The sequence below is a fragment of the Streptomyces sp. Y7 genome (genome assembly GCF_043195415.1).
GTDB lineage: Bacteria > Actinomycetota > Actinomycetes > Streptomycetales > Streptomycetaceae > Streptomyces.
The window spans coordinates 24544-39418 of sequence record NZ_JBIDDQ010000019.1 but is presented as its reverse complement, the minus strand read 5'-3'; the positions used below and the strand labels follow the sequence as shown (position 1 = coordinate 39418).

General features: G+C 72.0%; 15 protein-coding genes. 6 read left to right on the top strand and 9 right to left on the bottom strand.

Annotation, left to right across the window (positions count from 1 at the left end; genetic code table 11):
- Positions 1-28: 28 nt before the first annotated feature.
- From ACGFW6_RS32830 to ACGFW6_RS32820, 3 genes are all read right to left on the bottom strand, one after another.
- Positions 29-1525, bottom strand: coding sequence for an MFS transporter (locus tag ACGFW6_RS32830; RefSeq protein WP_393518103.1), 1497 nt, complete (start codon positions 1523-1525; stop codon positions 29-31).
- A 56-nt stretch (positions 1526-1581) separates the two neighbouring features.
- Positions 1582-2562 (bottom strand): zinc-binding dehydrogenase, encoded by a 981-nt coding sequence (locus ACGFW6_RS32825; RefSeq protein WP_393518100.1) that lies wholly within the window; start codon positions 2560-2562, stop codon positions 1582-1584.
- 80 nt (positions 2563-2642) lie between these two features.
- Positions 2643-3812, bottom strand: a complete 1170-nt coding sequence (locus ACGFW6_RS32820; RefSeq protein WP_393518098.1) for an FAD-dependent oxidoreductase — start codon at positions 3810-3812, stop codon at positions 2643-2645.
- A 150-nt stretch (positions 3813-3962) separates the two neighbouring features.
- On the opposite strand from ACGFW6_RS32820, the gene ACGFW6_RS32815 reads away from it, so the two are divergent.
- A complete protein-coding gene (locus ACGFW6_RS32815; RefSeq protein WP_393518096.1) occupies positions 3963-4658 on the top strand; it encodes a pentapeptide repeat-containing protein in 696 nt (231 codons plus the stop codon).
- Positions 4659-4716: 58 nt separating this feature from the next.
- On the opposite strand, the gene ACGFW6_RS32810 is transcribed toward ACGFW6_RS32815, so the two are convergent.
- Positions 4717-5217 (bottom strand): hypothetical protein, encoded by a 501-nt coding sequence (locus ACGFW6_RS32810; protein ID WP_393518094.1) that lies wholly within the window; start codon positions 5215-5217, stop codon positions 4717-4719.
- A gap of 41 nt (positions 5218-5258) precedes the next feature.
- Between ACGFW6_RS32810 and ACGFW6_RS32805 the strand changes: the two genes are divergently transcribed.
- Complete coding sequence (locus ACGFW6_RS32805; RefSeq protein WP_393518091.1) at positions 5259-6707, top strand: M1 family metallopeptidase; 1449 nt, start codon at positions 5259-5261, stop codon at positions 6705-6707.
- Between the two features lie 6 nt (positions 6708-6713).
- On the opposite strand, the gene ACGFW6_RS32800 is transcribed toward ACGFW6_RS32805, so the two are convergent.
- Together ACGFW6_RS32800 and ACGFW6_RS32795 are read right to left on the bottom strand one after the other, a co-directional pair.
- Positions 6714-7262, bottom strand: coding sequence for a GNAT family N-acetyltransferase (locus ACGFW6_RS32800; protein WP_393518088.1), 549 nt, complete (start codon positions 7260-7262; stop codon positions 6714-6716).
- A 116-nt stretch (positions 7263-7378) separates the two neighbouring features.
- Positions 7379-7954, bottom strand: a complete 576-nt coding sequence (locus ACGFW6_RS32795; protein ID WP_269642032.1) for a TerD family protein — start codon at positions 7952-7954, stop codon at positions 7379-7381.
- 179 nt (positions 7955-8133) lie between these two features.
- Between ACGFW6_RS32795 and arfB the strand changes: the two genes are divergently transcribed.
- Both arfB and ACGFW6_RS32785 read left to right on the top strand, forming a co-directional pair.
- Positions 8134-8571: an alternative ribosome rescue aminoacyl-tRNA hydrolase ArfB gene (gene arfB, locus ACGFW6_RS32790; protein WP_393518084.1), complete on the top strand. Its 438-nt coding sequence runs from the start codon at positions 8134-8136 to the stop codon at positions 8569-8571.
- A 72-nt stretch (positions 8572-8643) separates the two neighbouring features.
- The gene (locus ACGFW6_RS32785; protein ID WP_393518081.1) at positions 8644-9564 is read left to right on the top strand and encodes a sigma-70 family RNA polymerase sigma factor; all 921 of its coding nucleotides are present in this window, start codon (positions 8644-8646) and stop codon (positions 9562-9564) included.
- Between the two features lie 37 nt (positions 9565-9601).
- On the opposite strand, the gene ACGFW6_RS32780 is transcribed toward ACGFW6_RS32785, so the two are convergent.
- Positions 9602-10075, bottom strand: a complete 474-nt coding sequence (locus tag ACGFW6_RS32780; RefSeq protein WP_393518078.1) for a GNAT family N-acetyltransferase — start codon at positions 10073-10075, stop codon at positions 9602-9604.
- 67 nt (positions 10076-10142) lie between these two features.
- Complete coding sequence (locus ACGFW6_RS32775) at positions 10143-10742, bottom strand: flavin reductase family protein (RefSeq protein ID WP_393518075.1); 600 nt, start codon at positions 10740-10742, stop codon at positions 10143-10145.
- A gap of 337 nt (positions 10743-11079) precedes the next feature.
- Here ACGFW6_RS32775 and cdgB point away from each other — a divergent pair, with 337 nt between their 5' ends.
- Positions 11080-12735, top strand: a complete 1656-nt coding sequence (gene cdgB / locus ACGFW6_RS32770) for a diguanylate cyclase CdgB (protein WP_393518072.1) — start codon at positions 11080-11082, stop codon at positions 12733-12735.
- A 118-nt stretch (positions 12736-12853) separates the two neighbouring features.
- Positions 12854-13795, top strand: coding sequence for a CBM35 domain-containing protein (locus ACGFW6_RS32765; protein WP_393518069.1), 942 nt, complete (start codon positions 12854-12856; stop codon positions 13793-13795).
- A gap of 6 nt (positions 13796-13801) precedes the next feature.
- Here the strand turns inward: ACGFW6_RS32765 and ACGFW6_RS32760 are convergent, their stop codons facing one another.
- Entirely contained in the window at positions 13802-14731 is a 930-nt protein-coding gene (locus ACGFW6_RS32760) for a 1-phosphofructokinase family hexose kinase (RefSeq protein WP_393518066.1), read from the bottom strand.
- Between the last annotated feature and the right edge of the window lie 144 nt (positions 14732-14875).

Sequence of the window (14875 nt, the reverse complement as noted above, 5' to 3'; positions counted from 1 at the left end):
GGGGCCCCTCCCCCCGTTCGCGGGGCGGTCAGGCCACCGGCTCGGGTGCCGGTGTCTGCTGCGGCGCCCCGTGTCTGGGGGCCTTCGCCGTCACCATCAGGGTCGCGACCAGGCCGGCCAGGAGCATGATGGCGGCGGCCCACCAGATGGCGACCGTGTAGCCGTGCACGATGCCCTGCCTGGTGACCAGGTCCCGCTGGGCCGGGTCGGTCAGATGGGCGGTGATGTAGGCGGCGCTGCTGCTGGTGGCGATCGTGTTCAGCAGGGCCGTGCCGATCGAGCCGCCCACCTGCTGCGAGGTGTTGACGGTCGCGGAGGTCACGCCGGAGTCCTGCGGGGCCACGCCCGCCGTCGCCGTGGCGAACACCGGCATGAAGATCAGGCCCATGCCGAGGCCCATCAGGATAAGCGCGGGCAGGATGTCGCTCGCGTACGAGGAGTGCACCGTCAGCCGGGTCAGCAGCACCATGCCGATGGTGGCGAGCAGGGCGCCCGGGCCCATGAGCACGCGGGGTGCCACACGGTCCAGGAGCCGGGCGGCGATCTGGGTCGAGCCGATGATGATCGCGGCGGTGAGCGGCAGGAAGGCGAGGCCGGTCAGCACCGGCGAGTAGTCGAGGATGACCTGGAGGTAGTAGGTCATGAACAGGAACAGCCCGAACATGCCGATCACGGCCAGCGCCATGGTGAGGAAGCAGCCGGCGCGGTTGCGGTCCTTGACGATGTGCAGCGGCAGCAGGGGCACCGGGGCCCGGGTCTGCCACCACACGAAGGCCGCGAGCAGGGCGACTCCCCCGGCGAACAGGGCGAGCACCAGCGGGTCGGTCCAGCCGCGCGGTTCCGCCTCGGCGAAGCCGTAGACGATGGCGACCAGGCCGCCGCAGCCGAGCAGCACACCGGGCACGTCCAGGCGGGCGCCCGCGTGGACGGGGCTGTCGTGGAGCAGGGCGAGGGCGCCGAAGACGGCGATCACGGCGATGGGCACGTTGACGTACAGGCACCAGCGCCAGTCCAGGTACTCGGTGAGCAGTCCGCCGACGATGAACCCGATCGCGCTGCCGCTGCCGGCCAGGGCGCCGTAGATGCCGAACGCCTTGCCGCGCTCCTTGGGGTCGGTGAAGGTCGTGGTCAGCAGGGACAGGGCGGAGGGGGCGAGGACGGCGGCGAAGACGCCCTGCAGGGCGCGGGCGCCGAAGAGCATGCCGGCCGTGGTGGCGGCACCGCCCAGCGCGGAGGCGGCGGCGAAGCCGATCAGGCCGATGACGAAGGTGCGTTTCCGGCCCACCAGGTCGGCTATCCGGCCGCCGAGCAGCAGCAGTCCGCCGAAGGCCAGGGTGTAGGCGGTGATCACCCACTGGCGGTTTCCGTCCGTCATGCCGAGGTCGCTCTGGGCGGACGGGAGCGCGATGTTCACGATGGTCGCGTCCAGTACGACCATGAGCTGCGCGAGGGCGATGATCACCAGCCCCCACCAGCGGCGGGGATCCGCGTCTCGGGCTGTTTCACCCGTTCGGGTGACGGTCATCTGGCCAGAAGACCATGGTTCGGGACGTGTCGCATCTGGGGAGTTCTTGTGGCCGGTCACGGCTCCAGCACCACCTTTCCGGTGGTCGCGCGGGTTTCCAGGGCGCGATGCGCGGCTGCCGCCGCGGCGAGCGGGAAGCGCTGCACGGCCGGGGTGAGCCGGCCCGCGGCGGCCTCCGCGAGGGCGCGCAGTTCGAGGGTCCGGATCGGGTGGGGGCCGCCGGCCCTGCGCATCATCGCGGGGCCGAGGACGTTCTCGGAGACGCCGTCCACGAGGTGGGGCTCGCCGTCGCGCAGCCCCTGCCCCGACCAGCCGAAGACGAGGTGTCTGCCGCCGGGCGCGAGCAGGGCGACGCACTCGCGGGCCACGTCGCCGCCGACGCCGTCGAGGACGACGGTGGCGCCGCGGCCGCCCAGGAAGGCACGCACCTTCCCGGGCCACGCGGGGTCGGTGTAGTCGACGGCGAGGTCGGCACCGTTCTCCCGCACCCGGGCGGCCTTCTCCGGTCCTCCGGCCAGCCCCACGACGACGGCTCCCGCGTTCCTGGCGTACTGCACGAGCAGGGTGCCGATGCCGCCGGCCGCCGCCGGGATCACGGCCACCGCGTCGGGGCCGAGCTCGGCGAACTGGAGGATCCCCATCGCCGTACGGCCGGTGCCGATCATCGCGACGGCCTCGGCGAAGTCGAGGCCCGCCGGGATCTCGTGGACCCGGTCGACGTCGGTGACGGCGAGCTCGGCGTAGCCGCCGGGCGCGAAGCCCAGGTGGGCGACGACCCGCTTGCCGAGCCAGAGTTCCGCGACTCCCTCGCCGACGGACTCGACGACTCCGGCGACCTCACGGCCGGGGATCGTGGGCAGTGCGGGCGGCTCGGGGGCCGGGCCCCGGACGCCCTCGCGCAGGGCCGTGTCGAGGAGGTGGACGCCGGCCGCCGCCACGGCGATCCGGACCTGGCCGGGTCCCGGTACGGGGTCGTCGGTCACTTCGAGGACGAGGTTCTCGGCCGGACCGAAGGCGTGCAGACGGATGGCGTGCATCGGGGTCCCCCATCGCTTGGAACTCGGTTCTGTCGGGCCGCCCGACGCGTCACCGCGGGCGGCGCAACGATGCTCCGACCTCAAGCTCGCTTGAGGTCAAGGGCGGGTCGGCCGAGGGCCAGGGACACGGCCGTCCGGGCGCTGTTGAAGGAGACCTCGGACAGCACGCCGGGGGCCGCGACCTGATCGCCCGCCAGATAGACGCCGTCACCGCGGTCGACGGCCGGGCGGTCCCGCCAGCTGGTCCCGGGCAGGTCCACGGCGCCGGTACGGCCGTTCGCCACGGCCTCGCCGCGCCAGGTGACGCGCTCGCGCCAGCCGGGGAAGCCGAGGTCGAGGAGCTGTTCGGCGCGGGCGATGCCGTCGGCCCGGGACTCGTGCGGGGCGATCGGGATCTGTCCCTGGATCAGCTGCTCGCCGGCCGGGGCCAGGGAGCGGTCCTGCGCGGTGAACCGCTCCAGCCACCCGGTCCTGTCGAGGTCGGAGACGACGAAGGCGTCCCCGCGCCGGGTGCGCACGGCGAGGTCGAGGAGTGCCGTACGGCCGCTCGCCCAGGTCACGGAGTCGTCCCCGAGGAGGCGGCGGGCGGCGTGGAGGGAGGTGGCGACGACGACGGGCCCGTCGGCCGTGAGGCCGTCGAGACTCTCGACGCGCGAGAGGGTCTCCATGCGCACCCCGAGGTTCCACGCCCGGGCCGCCATCCGGTCGATGAGGCTCGCCCAGCCGCCCTTCGGATAGTGCGCCTCCGGCGGCAGCTTGGTGGCCCGGCGCAGCCGCTCCTGCACGAACGCGGCGGACAGGGCGCCGGGGTCGTGGTGGAACAGCGCGACGGCGGAGTAGTGGGCGGCGGCACGGGCGCCCTCCTCACCGGCGATGCCGGTGGCCCACGTCAGGAAGTCGACGTCGACGGGTGCCTGCGGCAGGGCGGGCCGCAGCAGCTTGAGCATGGCGAACGGCGGGGTGCGGCGCAGAACGCCACGGTGCCGCAGCCTGAGCCGGGCGGCCTCCAGGGGCGGGATCGACGCGAGCGGGCCGATGAGGTCGCGCTGCTTGAGCCAGGCCCAGTGCGGGCCGCCGTTGTACAGGGCGTGCGGGCCCTCGTTCGTCCGGTACGGTCCCGCGGCGGTCCGCGCCCGTCCGCCGAGGGTGTGGTGGGCCTCGTACACGGTGACCTGGGCGCCGGCCTCAGCTGCGGTGATGGCCGCGGTGAGTCCGGCGAAGCCGCCGCCGACGACGGTGATGCGGTGCATGGCTGGGGGTCTCCCTCTCGCTCGGTTCGCCTTCCTTGGCTCCTTCTGCGAGTACGACGGGTGGAGGCCGCCGGAATGTGACATCACCGGTGTCCGCGCCGGTCACGGGTCCGGCCGGGGATTGTCGGTGGCGGGGTGCAGCATGGGGGCATGGCGAGGAGAGTGACGGGTGAGAGCGGCGGGCCGGGCAGGGGAGCCGTGAAGGGGGCGAGGCGGCCGGAGCTGCGGCTGCCCCCGCTGGAGCCGTTCCAGGACGGGGAGTTGGAGCCGGACGGGGACTACGACAGTTTGGAGTTCGGCGAGGCGGACCTCACCGGGCAGGACGGCGGGGGCGCCCGCTTCATGGACTGCGCGCTGAAGGGCTGCGTCCTGGACGAGACGCGGCTGCATCACGCCCGGATCCTCGACTCGGTCCTCTCGGGCCCGCGCGGTGTCGGCACCGACCTCGCGGACGCGACCCTGCGCGATGTGGAGCTGGTCGACGCCCGGCTGGGCGGGGTGCAGCTGCACGGTTCGGTGCTGGAGCGGGTCGTGATCCGCGGCGGCAAGATCGACTACCTGAACCTGCGCAAGGCGAGGCTGAGGGACGTCGTCTTCGAGGGCTGCGTCCTGGTCGAGCCGGACTTCGGGGGCGCCCGGCTGGAGCGGGTGGAGTTCGTGGACTGCGCGGTGAAGGGAGTGGACCTCACCGGGACGGAGATGAAGGACGTGGATCTGCGCGGGGTGGCGGAGCTGGAGATCGCGCGGGGTGTGGACCGGCTGGCCGGAGCGGTGATCAGTTCGGGTCAGCTGCTGGATCTGGCACCGGTGCTGGCGGCCCAGCTGGGGATCCGGGTGGAGGGCTGACGACCGTCAGGGGCACGCGCCTCTCGCCGGTGTCGGCCCCGGCGTCGCCCCGGGTGGTTCAGCCCACCCGGGGAAAGCGGGCCTGGAGTGTCCAGATCGCCGGGTTCTCGCCCAGGTCCTCGTGCAGGTCGATCAGGTCGGCGAGCAGGTCGTGCAGGAAGTCGCGGGCCTCGCGGCGCAGTTCGGAGTGGGCGAAGGACAGCGGGGGCTCCTCGGCCGGCATCCAGTCCGCCTCGATGTCCACCCAGCCGAAGCGGCGCTCGAAGAGCATGCGGTCGGTCGACTCGGTGAAGTCGAGTTCCGCGTGCTGGGGGCGGGAGGCGCGGGAGCCCGCCGGGTCGCGGTCCAGCCGCTCGGCGATGTCGCACAGGGCCCAGGCGAAGTCGAGCACCGGCACCCATCCCCAGGCTGTGGACAGCTCCCGGTCCGCCTTGGTGTCGGCGAGATAGACGTCTCCGCAGAACAGGTCGTGGCGCAGCGCGCGGACGTCCGCGCGGCGGTAGTCCGTCTGCGGGGGGTCCGGGAAGCGGTTGGAGAGGGCGTAGCCGATGTCGAGCACGGAGGTGATGGTGTCACGGCCGCGCTCATAGGATCACTGACGTGTCCCGTTCCGCACCTGTTGTCCCCGCCCGGCCGGCCACGCGGGTCCCCTCGGCCCCCCGGCCGCTCCGGGCCGGCGCCTGTGGCCTGCTCGCCCTCGCCCTGACGGCGTGCGGCGGAGTGCACGGCACCCCCGGCGGCTCCGGCGCGCGCGACCCGTACTTCCCCCAGGCCGGCAACGGCGGCTACGACGTCACCCACTACGGACTCGACCTCGCCTACGACCCCGGCGAGCGCCACCTCGCCGGCACCGCCGAGATCACCGCACGTGCCGAGAAGGACCTGTCCGCCTTCGACCTCGATCTGAAGGGGATGGACGTCGAGAAGGTGTCGGTGGAGGGCAGGCCGGCCCGCTGGAGCCGCAACGGCCAGGAGCTGGTCGTCCGGCCGCACGACGACCTCGACGAGGGCGAGAGCTTCCGGGTCACCGTCCGCTACTCCGGAACCCCGCAGACCGTCACCGACCCCGACGGGTCGCGGGAGGGCTGGCTGCCGAACGACACCGGCGCGCTCGCCCTCGGGGAGCCGGTGGGGTCCATGGCGTGGTTCCCCGGCAACCACCACCCCTCGGACAAGGCGTCGTACGACATCTCGGTCACCGTGCCGCAGGGGCTGGAGGCCGTCTCCAACGGCGAGCCGGCGGGGCGGACCACCCGCGGGGGGCGTACGACCTTCCGCTGGCGCACGGCCGAGCCGATGGCCGGCTATCTCGCGACGCTCGCCATCGGCGACTACGCCATCGCCCGCTCCACGGTCACCACCACCGCGGACGACCTGCCCGTGTACACCGCCGTGGCCCCCGACCAGGCCGGTCCCGCACGCAAGGTGCTGGCGCGGATCCCCGAGATCATGGAGTGGGCGGAGTACAACTTCGGCCCGTACCCCTTCTCCTCCACCGGAGCGATCGTCGCCGGCGAGGGCGACGCCGAGTACGCGCTGGAGACCCAGAACCGGCCCGTCTTCCCCGGTGCCCCCGGCACCGAACTCCTCGTCCACGAGCTCGTCCACCAGTGGTTCGGCAACTCCGTGACGCCGGAGAGCTGGCGGGACATGTGGCTGAACGAGGGCTTCGCGACCTACGCGGAGTGGCTGTGGGAGGAGGACAACGACGGCGACTCCGCCCAGGAGACCTTCGACGCCCTCTACGACCACGGCGAGGACGAGCACGAGGGCCTCTGGGACTTCCCGCCCGCCGAGCCCACGAGTGCCGCGCACATCTCCGACCCGCCCGTCTACGAACGCGGCGCGATGGTCCTGCACAAGATTCGTCAGACGGTCGGCGACGACACGTTCTACGACATCGTGCAGGGCTGGGCCGCCGCCCACCGCCACGGCAACGCGAACACCGCCGACTTCACCTCCTACGTGGAGAAGAAGGCGCCCGACGAGGACTTCACGGCCGTCTGGAAGGACTGGCTGTACGGGGACGGACGCCCCGAGCAGCCCTGACGACGGCTAGGCGGGCTGTTCGGCGTCGGTGCTGGAGGGGTCGGTGAGCTGCTTCTGCAGGACCGTGCAGGGGCGGTCGAGCTCGCGGTCGCGGCCGTAGCCGAGGGTGTCGTAGCCGAGCGCCGTCCAGAAGGCGAGAGCCTCGGGGTTGTTGTCGAGGACGGCCAGGCGCACGGCGGCGCGGCCGTCCGCGCGGAAGCGGTCCTCGACGAGGGTGGCCAGCTTCCGGCCGAATCCCTGGCCGTGGGCGGTCGCGTCCACCATCAGCAGCCCGATCCACGGGTCCGGGTCGACCGGGTCCGGGTGCCGGTCCAGGGTGATGGCGATGCCGACCAGGCGGCCCTCGCTGCGGGCGAGCAGCACCTGCGCCCCGGGGACCGCCAACTCGTCGGCCAGCACTGCCGCCACCTGCTCGGGGCGGACGTCGTCCGGGTCCGGGAAGTCGCCGCTGAGCGCGTGGAACGCACGGTTGGAGGCGTACAGCGCGGTGAGTTCGGTGAGGACCGGGGCCGGGATGTCGTGGTCGGGGGTGCGGGGGAGGGGGTCGAGGATCATTCGGGCAACTTATCGAAGACCTCCGGCGCACGGCCCGTGGCGGGTGGCTCCGGCCGGCCCCGCAACGCCGGAAACCCCCGGCCGGAGCCGGGGGTTCCCAGGGTGGTGCGGGGTGATCAGACGTTCACACCGAAGTCCTGGGCGATGCCGACCAGGCCCGAGGCGTAACCCTGGCCGACCGCGCGGAACTTCCACTCGGCGCCGTTGCGGTAGAGCTCGCCGAAGACCATGGCGGTCTCGGTGGCCGCGTCCTCGGAGAGGTCGTAGCGGGCGATCTCGGCGCCGCCGGCCTGGTTGACGATGCGGATGTAGGCGTTGCGGACCTGGCCGAAGTTCTGCGAGCGGTTCTCCGCGTCGTAGATCGAGACCGGGAAGACGATCTTTTCGACGTCGGCCGGGAGGCCGGCGAGGTTGACGTTGATCGCCTCGTCGTCGCCCGCGCCCTCACCGGTGCGGTTGTCGCCGGTGTGGACGATGGTGCTGTCCGGCGTCTGCTTGTTGTTGAAGAAGACGAAGTGGGCGTCCGAGTAGACCTTGCCCGTGGGGTTGACCGCGATCGCCGAGGCGTCGAGGTCGAAGTCCGTGCCGGTGGTGGTGCGGACGTCCCAGCCGAGGCCCACGGTGACGGCGGTCAGGCCCGGAGCCTCCTTGGTGAGCGAGACGTTGCCACCCTTGGACAGGCTTACAGCCATTGTTGGGAGTCCCTTCCCTCGTTGCGGTACGGCTAGAAGCTACAGCTACCCCTATGAACGCGGAGAGGGGTACCTCAGGTTCCAGGTGTCTTTACTTTCTTTGCCAAAGAGCACCCGTAGGGGAGACAAACGGCGGACACGGGATATTCACGTGACGTGGACCGGACAGACGCGGGACCATGGACGGCATGTCCGGTCCTTACGTCATCCGTGGCTCCGTCTCGCTCCCCGAGGCCGAGCTCATGTGGCGTTTCTCCAGGTCGAGCGGGCCGGGTGGCCAGCACGTCAACACCAGTGACTCGAAGGTGGAGCTGAGCTTCGACCTCGCGAGCACCGAGGCGTTGCCCGAGGTGTGGAAGGCACGGGCGCTGGAGCGGCTGGCCGCGAAGCTCGTCGACGGCGTCGTCACCGTGCGCGCCTCCGAGCACCGCTCCCAGTGGCGCAACCGCGAGACCGCCGCCGTACGCCTCGCCGCGCTCCTCGCCGAGGCGAGCGCCCCGCCGCCCAAGCCGCGCAGGCCCACCCGCATCCCCCGCGGCATCAACGAGCGCCGGCTGAGGGAGAAGAAGCAGCGCTCCGACACCAAGCGAGGACGGTCCGGGCGGGACTGGGGCTAGGGCGTCACATTCTCGCCGCGCCATCCGTCAAGGCGGTGACGACGGACGGATCGCGACGAGAGGCTGCCACTGATGAGCGCCGACGGCACTGGCACCGACGACACCGACTACCTCGCCCGGCGCTTCGAGGCGCACCGCGGCCATCTGCGGGCCGTGGCGCACCGCATGCTGGGCTCGACGGCCGAGGCCGAGGACGCGGTGCAGGAGGCGTGGTTCCGGATGAGCCGGTCCGACACCAGTCGCGTCGACAACCTCGGCGGCTGGCTGACGACCGTCGTCGGCCGGGTCTGTCTCGACATGCTCCGCTCCCGCAAGTCGCGCGCGGAGGAGCCCCTGGACCCCACGGCCCCGCCCGCCGCCCCGGTCCACGGCTCCACGGGTGCCGTCCCGCGGCCGGCCGACCCCGAGCAGGACGCGCTCCTCGCCGACTCGGTGGGTGTCGCCCTGCTCGTCGTACTGGACACCCTCACGCCCGCCGAGCGGCTCGCGTTCGTGCTGCACGACCTGTTCGGAGTGCCGTACGAGGAGGTCGCGGCCGTCGTGGACCGTACGCCGGCCGCCGCGCGGCAGCTCGCCAGCCGGGCCCGGCGCCGGGTGCAGGGCGCCGAGGTGCCCGAGCACGACCGGGCCCTGAAGCGCCGGCAGTGGAAGGTCGTCGACGCCTTCCTCGCCGCCGCCCGCGAGGGCGACTTCGAGGGGCTGCTCGACGTCCTCGACCCGGATGTCATCGCCCGTTCCGAGGCCGGGGTGACAACCGGCGCGGCGGCGGTGGCACGGGGCGCCTCGACGTTCGGGTCGGCCGCTCTCGGCGCCCGTCCCGCACCGGTCGCCCGGCACGCGCTGGTCGACGGCGCGCCCGGGTCCGTGGTGCTGGTCGGCGGTCGGGTGGAGCGGGCGCTGCGGTTTGCGTTCGTACGGGATCGGATCGCCGTGATCGACATCGTGACGGATCCGGCGCGGGTGGCGCGGCTGGACATCGAGCCGCTCCAGTGACCGGCCGGCCGGGGCGGGTGACCGGGCCCGCCCCGGGCTACAGCTCCAGCACGCCCACCGTCTGGCCGCCAGAGGTCTCCCCGGTGGGCCGGAAGCCCAGCCCGGTGTAGAAGCCCTCCGGGCCGTCGGGGCCGGGGTGCCAGGTGACGTGGAGCTCGGTGGTTCCCCGGCGGCGCAGCTCCGTGGCCACGGACTCCACGGCGAAGCGGCCGTAGCCCCGGCCCTGCTCGCCGGCGGCGATGTTCAGCCGCCACAGGCCGGAGCGGCGCAGGCTGCCGTCGCCGTGCCAGTCGATGTCGAGGAAGGCCATCAGGAAGCCGACGGGGCGGTCGCCGTCCATGATCAGACGGGGCCAGGCGACGCCCTCGGGATGTACGTACGCCTCGGCCAGGGACTCCACAACGGGGGAGACCGCGTGTTCCTGGTCGGGGCGGACCCGTATCCCTGTCGCGGACTCGAAATTTCCAGGTGTGATCTTTTCGAGGCGGGGTGCGGAACTCGTCGGCGTCATCCCGGCACGGTATGCCGCATGATCAGTTGCCGGCCACGGGAATTCGACCGGCGTATCCGCGCGGAGATCATCCCAAGTGCCGGTAACGGCCCCGGAAATAGGTCAGTGGACGCCCGTCGGCACTCGGCACCGAGGCCGACAGGACGCGGCCGATCACCAGGGTGTGGTCGCCGGCGGTCACCCGCTGTTCGGTGCGGCACTCCAGTGTGGCGAGGGCGCCGCCCACCAGCGGGGCGCCGGTCTCCCTGCCGCGGACGTAGGGGATGTCGGCGAACAGCAGGCGGTCGCTGACCCGGCCCTTCATCGCGAAGCGTCCGGCGATGTGGCGCTGGCTCTCGGCGAGGACCGAGACCGCCCACAGCGGCTGCTCGTCGAGCAGGTCGTCCATACGGGCGCCCGTACGCAGGCTGACCAGCACCAACGGCGGATCCAGGGAGACCGACATGAATGCCGTCGCCGTCATGCCGACGTCCTCGCCGGGCGGCGCGTGCTGGTCGTCCGGGTCCAGCGGCGGCTCCAGCGCGGTCACCAGGACCACGCCGGCGGCCAACCGCGACATCGCGGCACGGAACTCGTCGTCGCTCACTCCCTCAGCATGCCCAAAGGGGCTGGGGGAGGCGGGGAGGACTGCGGTCACGGGCTGCGCGGGGGGAGAAGTGTTCGGCACGCCGGAAACGCTAATGTCGGTCCGGCGCGCCTCGCATCGGGCCTGCGCCCGAGAACGGACCTAGGACTCCCGACGGAGTCGCGCGGAACTGTTCGCGGGCGTTTCGTGCCATCTCCACGGGCAGCGCAACTTTGCGTTCAGTAAACACACAGGAAAAACGCAGAAACACCGCTCAATTGTTCACGTTTAGCTGTGACTTGAGTCACAAGAGCCATTAATTGTTGACCCTGTGTACCGAGTGAGCAGCGCGCTGTGATTCAGTGGCGGGGACTAGCAAGGGACGTTACGCCGAAGTAGAACCCTTGATTCGCTGCGAGGTCTCGGGGGGAGGGCGAGCATGGAGAGCGAGTCGGAGCCGTATGTCCGTCTTGCGACCCTGCGGCAACTGCACCAGGTCATGGCGGACATGAACACCGCCCGCAGCCTGGCGGACACGCTGCAGACCGTGGCCGACGGTGTCGTCACCGGCCTCGGCTACGAGCTCGCGTGCGTCAACCTCGTGCGCCCCGACGGCGACCTCGTCGTCGCCGCCTTCGCCGGCAATCCCGCCGCCGAGGCCCTCATCACCGGCCGGGTCGGCTCGCGCGAGTCGTGGGAGCGCCGGCTGAGCATGGGCCAGCACTGGGGCGACCTGGTGTTCATACCGCACACCGAGGGCTGGATCCTCGACGACGACGACGTCCCGCAGTGGTACACCGACGGGCCCGCGCCCCGCTTCGAGGACGAGTGGCACCCCTCCGACCGCCTGTTCGCGCCGATGTACACGCCCGGCGTGCAGGGCGGCGCCTGCGGCGAGCTGATCGGCGTCCTGTCCGTGGACCGGCCGCGCAACGGCCGGCTGCCGGGCGCGTGGGGGCGCGAGGCGCTCCAGATGTACGCCTTCCAGGCAGCCATCGCCATCAGCAACGCACGTCTACGCGCGAATATGCAGCGGGCACTGGTCAGGCTGGAGCGCGAGCAGCAGGCCCTGCGGGCGAGCGAGGAGAGCTTCCGGCAGGCCTTCGAGTACGCCCCCTCCGGCATGGCCATCGCCGAGATGGGCGGCGACCAGCACGGCCGGATCCTGCGCACCAACGACGCGCTCTGCCGCCTCCTGGGCCGCCCCGCCTCCGCGATGCGCCGGTACTCCTTCTCCGATCTCGTCCACCCCGAGGACATCGGCACCCTGCTGCGGACGTCCGCCGAGGGCGGCCGCGCGGAGCTCAGGCTCGGGCGCCGGGACGGCACGTACGTCTGGGTGTCGCTGCGCAACTCGGTGGTCGCGGACGCGGCCGACGGCCCCCGTTTCCTGCTGACCCACGTCGAGGACATCGAGGAGCGCAAGCGCCGCGAGCTCCAGCTCGCCCACCGCGCCTCGCACGACTCGCTGACCGGTCTGCCGAACTCCGCCGAACTGCGCGCGCGCCTGGCCGCGCGGCTGTGCCGGCGTCCCACCCACGCGGGCGCCCTGGAGTCCATGGACGCCGCCTACGGCCACCCCGCCGTCTTCGACGCCAACGGCCACGGCTTCGACTTCCCCGGTGTGGCGGCGCTGGACGCCTACGACCACCACGTCCACACCGTCTCCCCGGACGAGGCCGAGCGCGACGACGGCACCAAGGGGCTCGCGGTGCTCTTCTGCGACCTCGACGGCTTCAAGTCCATCAACGACCGGTTCGGGCACAACGCGGGTGACGCGGTTCTCATCGAGGTCGCCCGGCGGCTCACCCGCCAGGTCCGTGACGGCGACACCGTCGCCCGGCTCGGTGGCGACGAGTTCGTGATCCTCGCCGACGGACTCGGCCGCGCCGACGCCCAGGACCTGGCCGTACGTCTGCGCAACGAGATCATCCAGCCGATCCGGGCCGAAGGGCGTGCCGTGCGGGTCGGGGCCAGCTTCGGCATCGGGTGGGCGCACTGCGGGATGACCGCGGACGAAGTGTTGAAGTCCGCTGACGAGCGGATGTACGTAGAGAAACGATCTCGTCCCAAACAACACAGACGCGCGGGATGAATCCCAGGTCAGCGAGCTGATGCGGTCCGAGTCACCCGTTTGGGCCATCAGGAGCGGGTAGGCTCCCCCTTCTGACCGTCCTATCGCAACGCCCGCACCTGGTGAGGAGTACCAAGGGATGACGTCCGGCAACAACGGCGCCAGCACGCCCGAGGACGACGACCCGTTCGGCTACCTCTACGCCGACGGCCAGGCCAACGGAGCCCAGCCGCCGTCCGGTGGCTACGGCTACCCGAACGCCGTGAACCGGGTGCGTGCCGTCGGCCAGCGCCAGTACGGCCAGCCGCCGGCGGCCAACCAGATACCGCAACAGCAGGGCGCCTACGGCCAGCCGAACGCGCACTACGCGGCGCCGGAGACGCATCCCGGCGGGGCGACCACGGTGCAGCAGCACCAGCCGTCCTACAGCGGTGGCAGCGGGAACGGCCGTGGGCGGGGTCCCAACACCAAGGGCCTGCTCATCGGCGCGATCGCCGTCGTCGCGGCCGTCGTCATCGGCATCAGCGTGGCCATGCTGGGCGGCAACGACGACGACAAGAAGGACGACGCGGCACAGCCGACGCAGTCGCAGTCCCAGCAGAGCAGCGCGCCGAGCCCGTCGAACAGCAACAGTGCGGCTGCCGAGGACGACCTGCCGACGATCGACGCCAAGGCCCTGGCCCTCGCCGGCGGCGCCGCCACCGCGTCCGACATCAAGGGCGCCCAGGCGGACGGCGGCGTCTATGTCACCGGCTTCAACCAGGTCGGCTCATCGGTCTCCTGGTCCGTGAGCGACATCCCGAAGAGCGGTAAGTACACCGTCTACGTCGGCTACAGCGTCCCGGGCAAGGACCAGAACGCCACCCTGACGGTCAACGGCACGGCGGCCAAAGCCCCGGTCGACCTGAAGAACTGGGCGGGTGGTCCAGAAGGCGACTACGAGAAGGGCTGGACGAAGACCTACAACTACATCCAGCTCAACAAGGGTTCGAACACAATCAAGGTGTCCTGCGAGCAGGGCAACCAGTGCGACGCTCTCATCGACCAGATGTGGCTGGTCAAGGGCTGGGTGGGGTCCTAGTCCCGGTCACGCGGCGGTTACCTCCGCGGTCACCGCCACCCGGTTCAGGAACTCCTCGTAGGTCGCCCGGTCGAACTCGCCCGCCGTCGCGGACACGACGGTTGCCGCCGACAGGGCTGTCGCCCGGGTCAGGCGGTCGGGCCAGGGGAGCTTTTCGACCAGCCCCGACAGCAGCCCCGCCACCGCCGCGTCGCCCGCGCCCGTCGGGTTGCCGTGCAGGCGGCCGGGTGGGGTGGCCTGCCAGCGGCCCTCCGGGGTCAGGGCGAGCAGGCCGGTCTCGCCGAGGGAGGCGACGACCGCGCGGGCGCCGCGGCGGCGGGCGTCCTGGGTCGCACGCAACGGTTCGTGGGAGCCGGTCAGTTCGGCCAGCTCGTCGGCGTTGGGCTTGATGATGTCGGGCCGGGCCGCGACGCCCCGCCGCAGTGCCTCTCCGCTGGTGTCCAGGAGTACGGGTACGTCGGCCGCCTTCGCGGAGCGGACCAGGCCGGCGTAGGCGCCCACCGGCACGCCCGGCGGCAGGCTGCCGCACAGGGCCACCGCGGACGCCGACGTGAGGAGGTCCTCGTACGCCTCCTGGAAGGCGATCCACTCGGCGGGGGCGACCGTCGGGCCGGGCTCGTTGAGCTGGGTCGTGTCGCCGGTGAGCTCGTCGACGACGGCGATGGTGCGCCGGGTCGCGCCGGAGACCGGCAGCAGGGCGTCCACCACACCGGGGACGCCGGCGAGCCGCTCCTGGACCACCCGGCCCGTCGCGCCGCCCGTGAAGCCGGTGACCGTCACCTCGTGGCCGAGGGCCGCCAGCACCCGGGCCACGTTCAGCCCCTTGCCGCCGGGGCGCTCGGTCACCTCGGAGACCCGGTGGGAGGCGTGGGGCCGTAGCGCCCGTACCCGATAGGTGATGTCGAGAGCGGTGTTCAACGTGACCGTGAGGATCACCTGTACTCGACCTCCCCCGAAGAGTTCGGCATGCGTGTGCCGTCCGTCTGCCGGGAGTTCCCTCCGGCAGATGCCGATCATGCCAAACGGGCGGCAGTCGTCCCAGTCTCGCAGGACAACCACCGCCCCCAACAGGCGGACACA

What these genes read in the sequence shown, in the direction of transcription:
- ACGFW6_RS32830 (WP_393518103.1), bottom strand. Translation starts at nt 1,525, where the DNA reads ATGACCGTCACCCGAACGGGTGAAACAGCCCGAGACGCGGATCCCCGC.
- ACGFW6_RS32825 (WP_393518100.1), bottom strand. Translation starts at nt 2,562, where the DNA reads ATGCACGCCATCCGTCTGCACGCCTTCGGTCCGGCCGAGAACCTCGTC.
- ACGFW6_RS32820 (WP_393518098.1), bottom strand. Translation starts at nt 3,812, where the DNA reads ATGCACCGCATCACCGTCGTCGGCGGCGGCTTCGCCGGACTCACCGCG.
- ACGFW6_RS32815 (WP_393518096.1), top strand. Translation starts at nt 3,963, where the DNA reads ATGGCGAGGAGAGTGACGGGTGAGAGCGGCGGGCCGGGCAGGGGAGCC.
- ACGFW6_RS32800 (WP_393518088.1), bottom strand. Translation starts at nt 7,262, where the DNA reads ATGATCCTCGACCCCCTCCCCCGCACCCCCGACCACGACATCCCGGCC.
- ACGFW6_RS32795 (WP_269642032.1), bottom strand. Translation starts at nt 7,954, where the DNA reads ATGGCTGTAAGCCTGTCCAAGGGTGGCAACGTCTCGCTCACCAAGGAG.
- arfB (WP_393518084.1), top strand. Translation starts at nt 8,134, where the DNA reads ATGGACGGCATGTCCGGTCCTTACGTCATCCGTGGCTCCGTCTCGCTC.
- ACGFW6_RS32785 (WP_393518081.1), top strand. Translation starts at nt 8,644, where the DNA reads ATGAGCGCCGACGGCACTGGCACCGACGACACCGACTACCTCGCCCGG.
- ACGFW6_RS32780 (WP_393518078.1), bottom strand. Translation starts at nt 10,075, where the DNA reads ATGACGCCGACGAGTTCCGCACCCCGCCTCGAAAAGATCACACCTGGA.
- cdgB (WP_393518072.1), top strand. Translation starts at nt 11,080, where the DNA reads ATGGAGAGCGAGTCGGAGCCGTATGTCCGTCTTGCGACCCTGCGGCAA.
- ACGFW6_RS32765 (WP_393518069.1), top strand. Translation starts at nt 12,854, where the DNA reads ATGACGTCCGGCAACAACGGCGCCAGCACGCCCGAGGACGACGACCCG.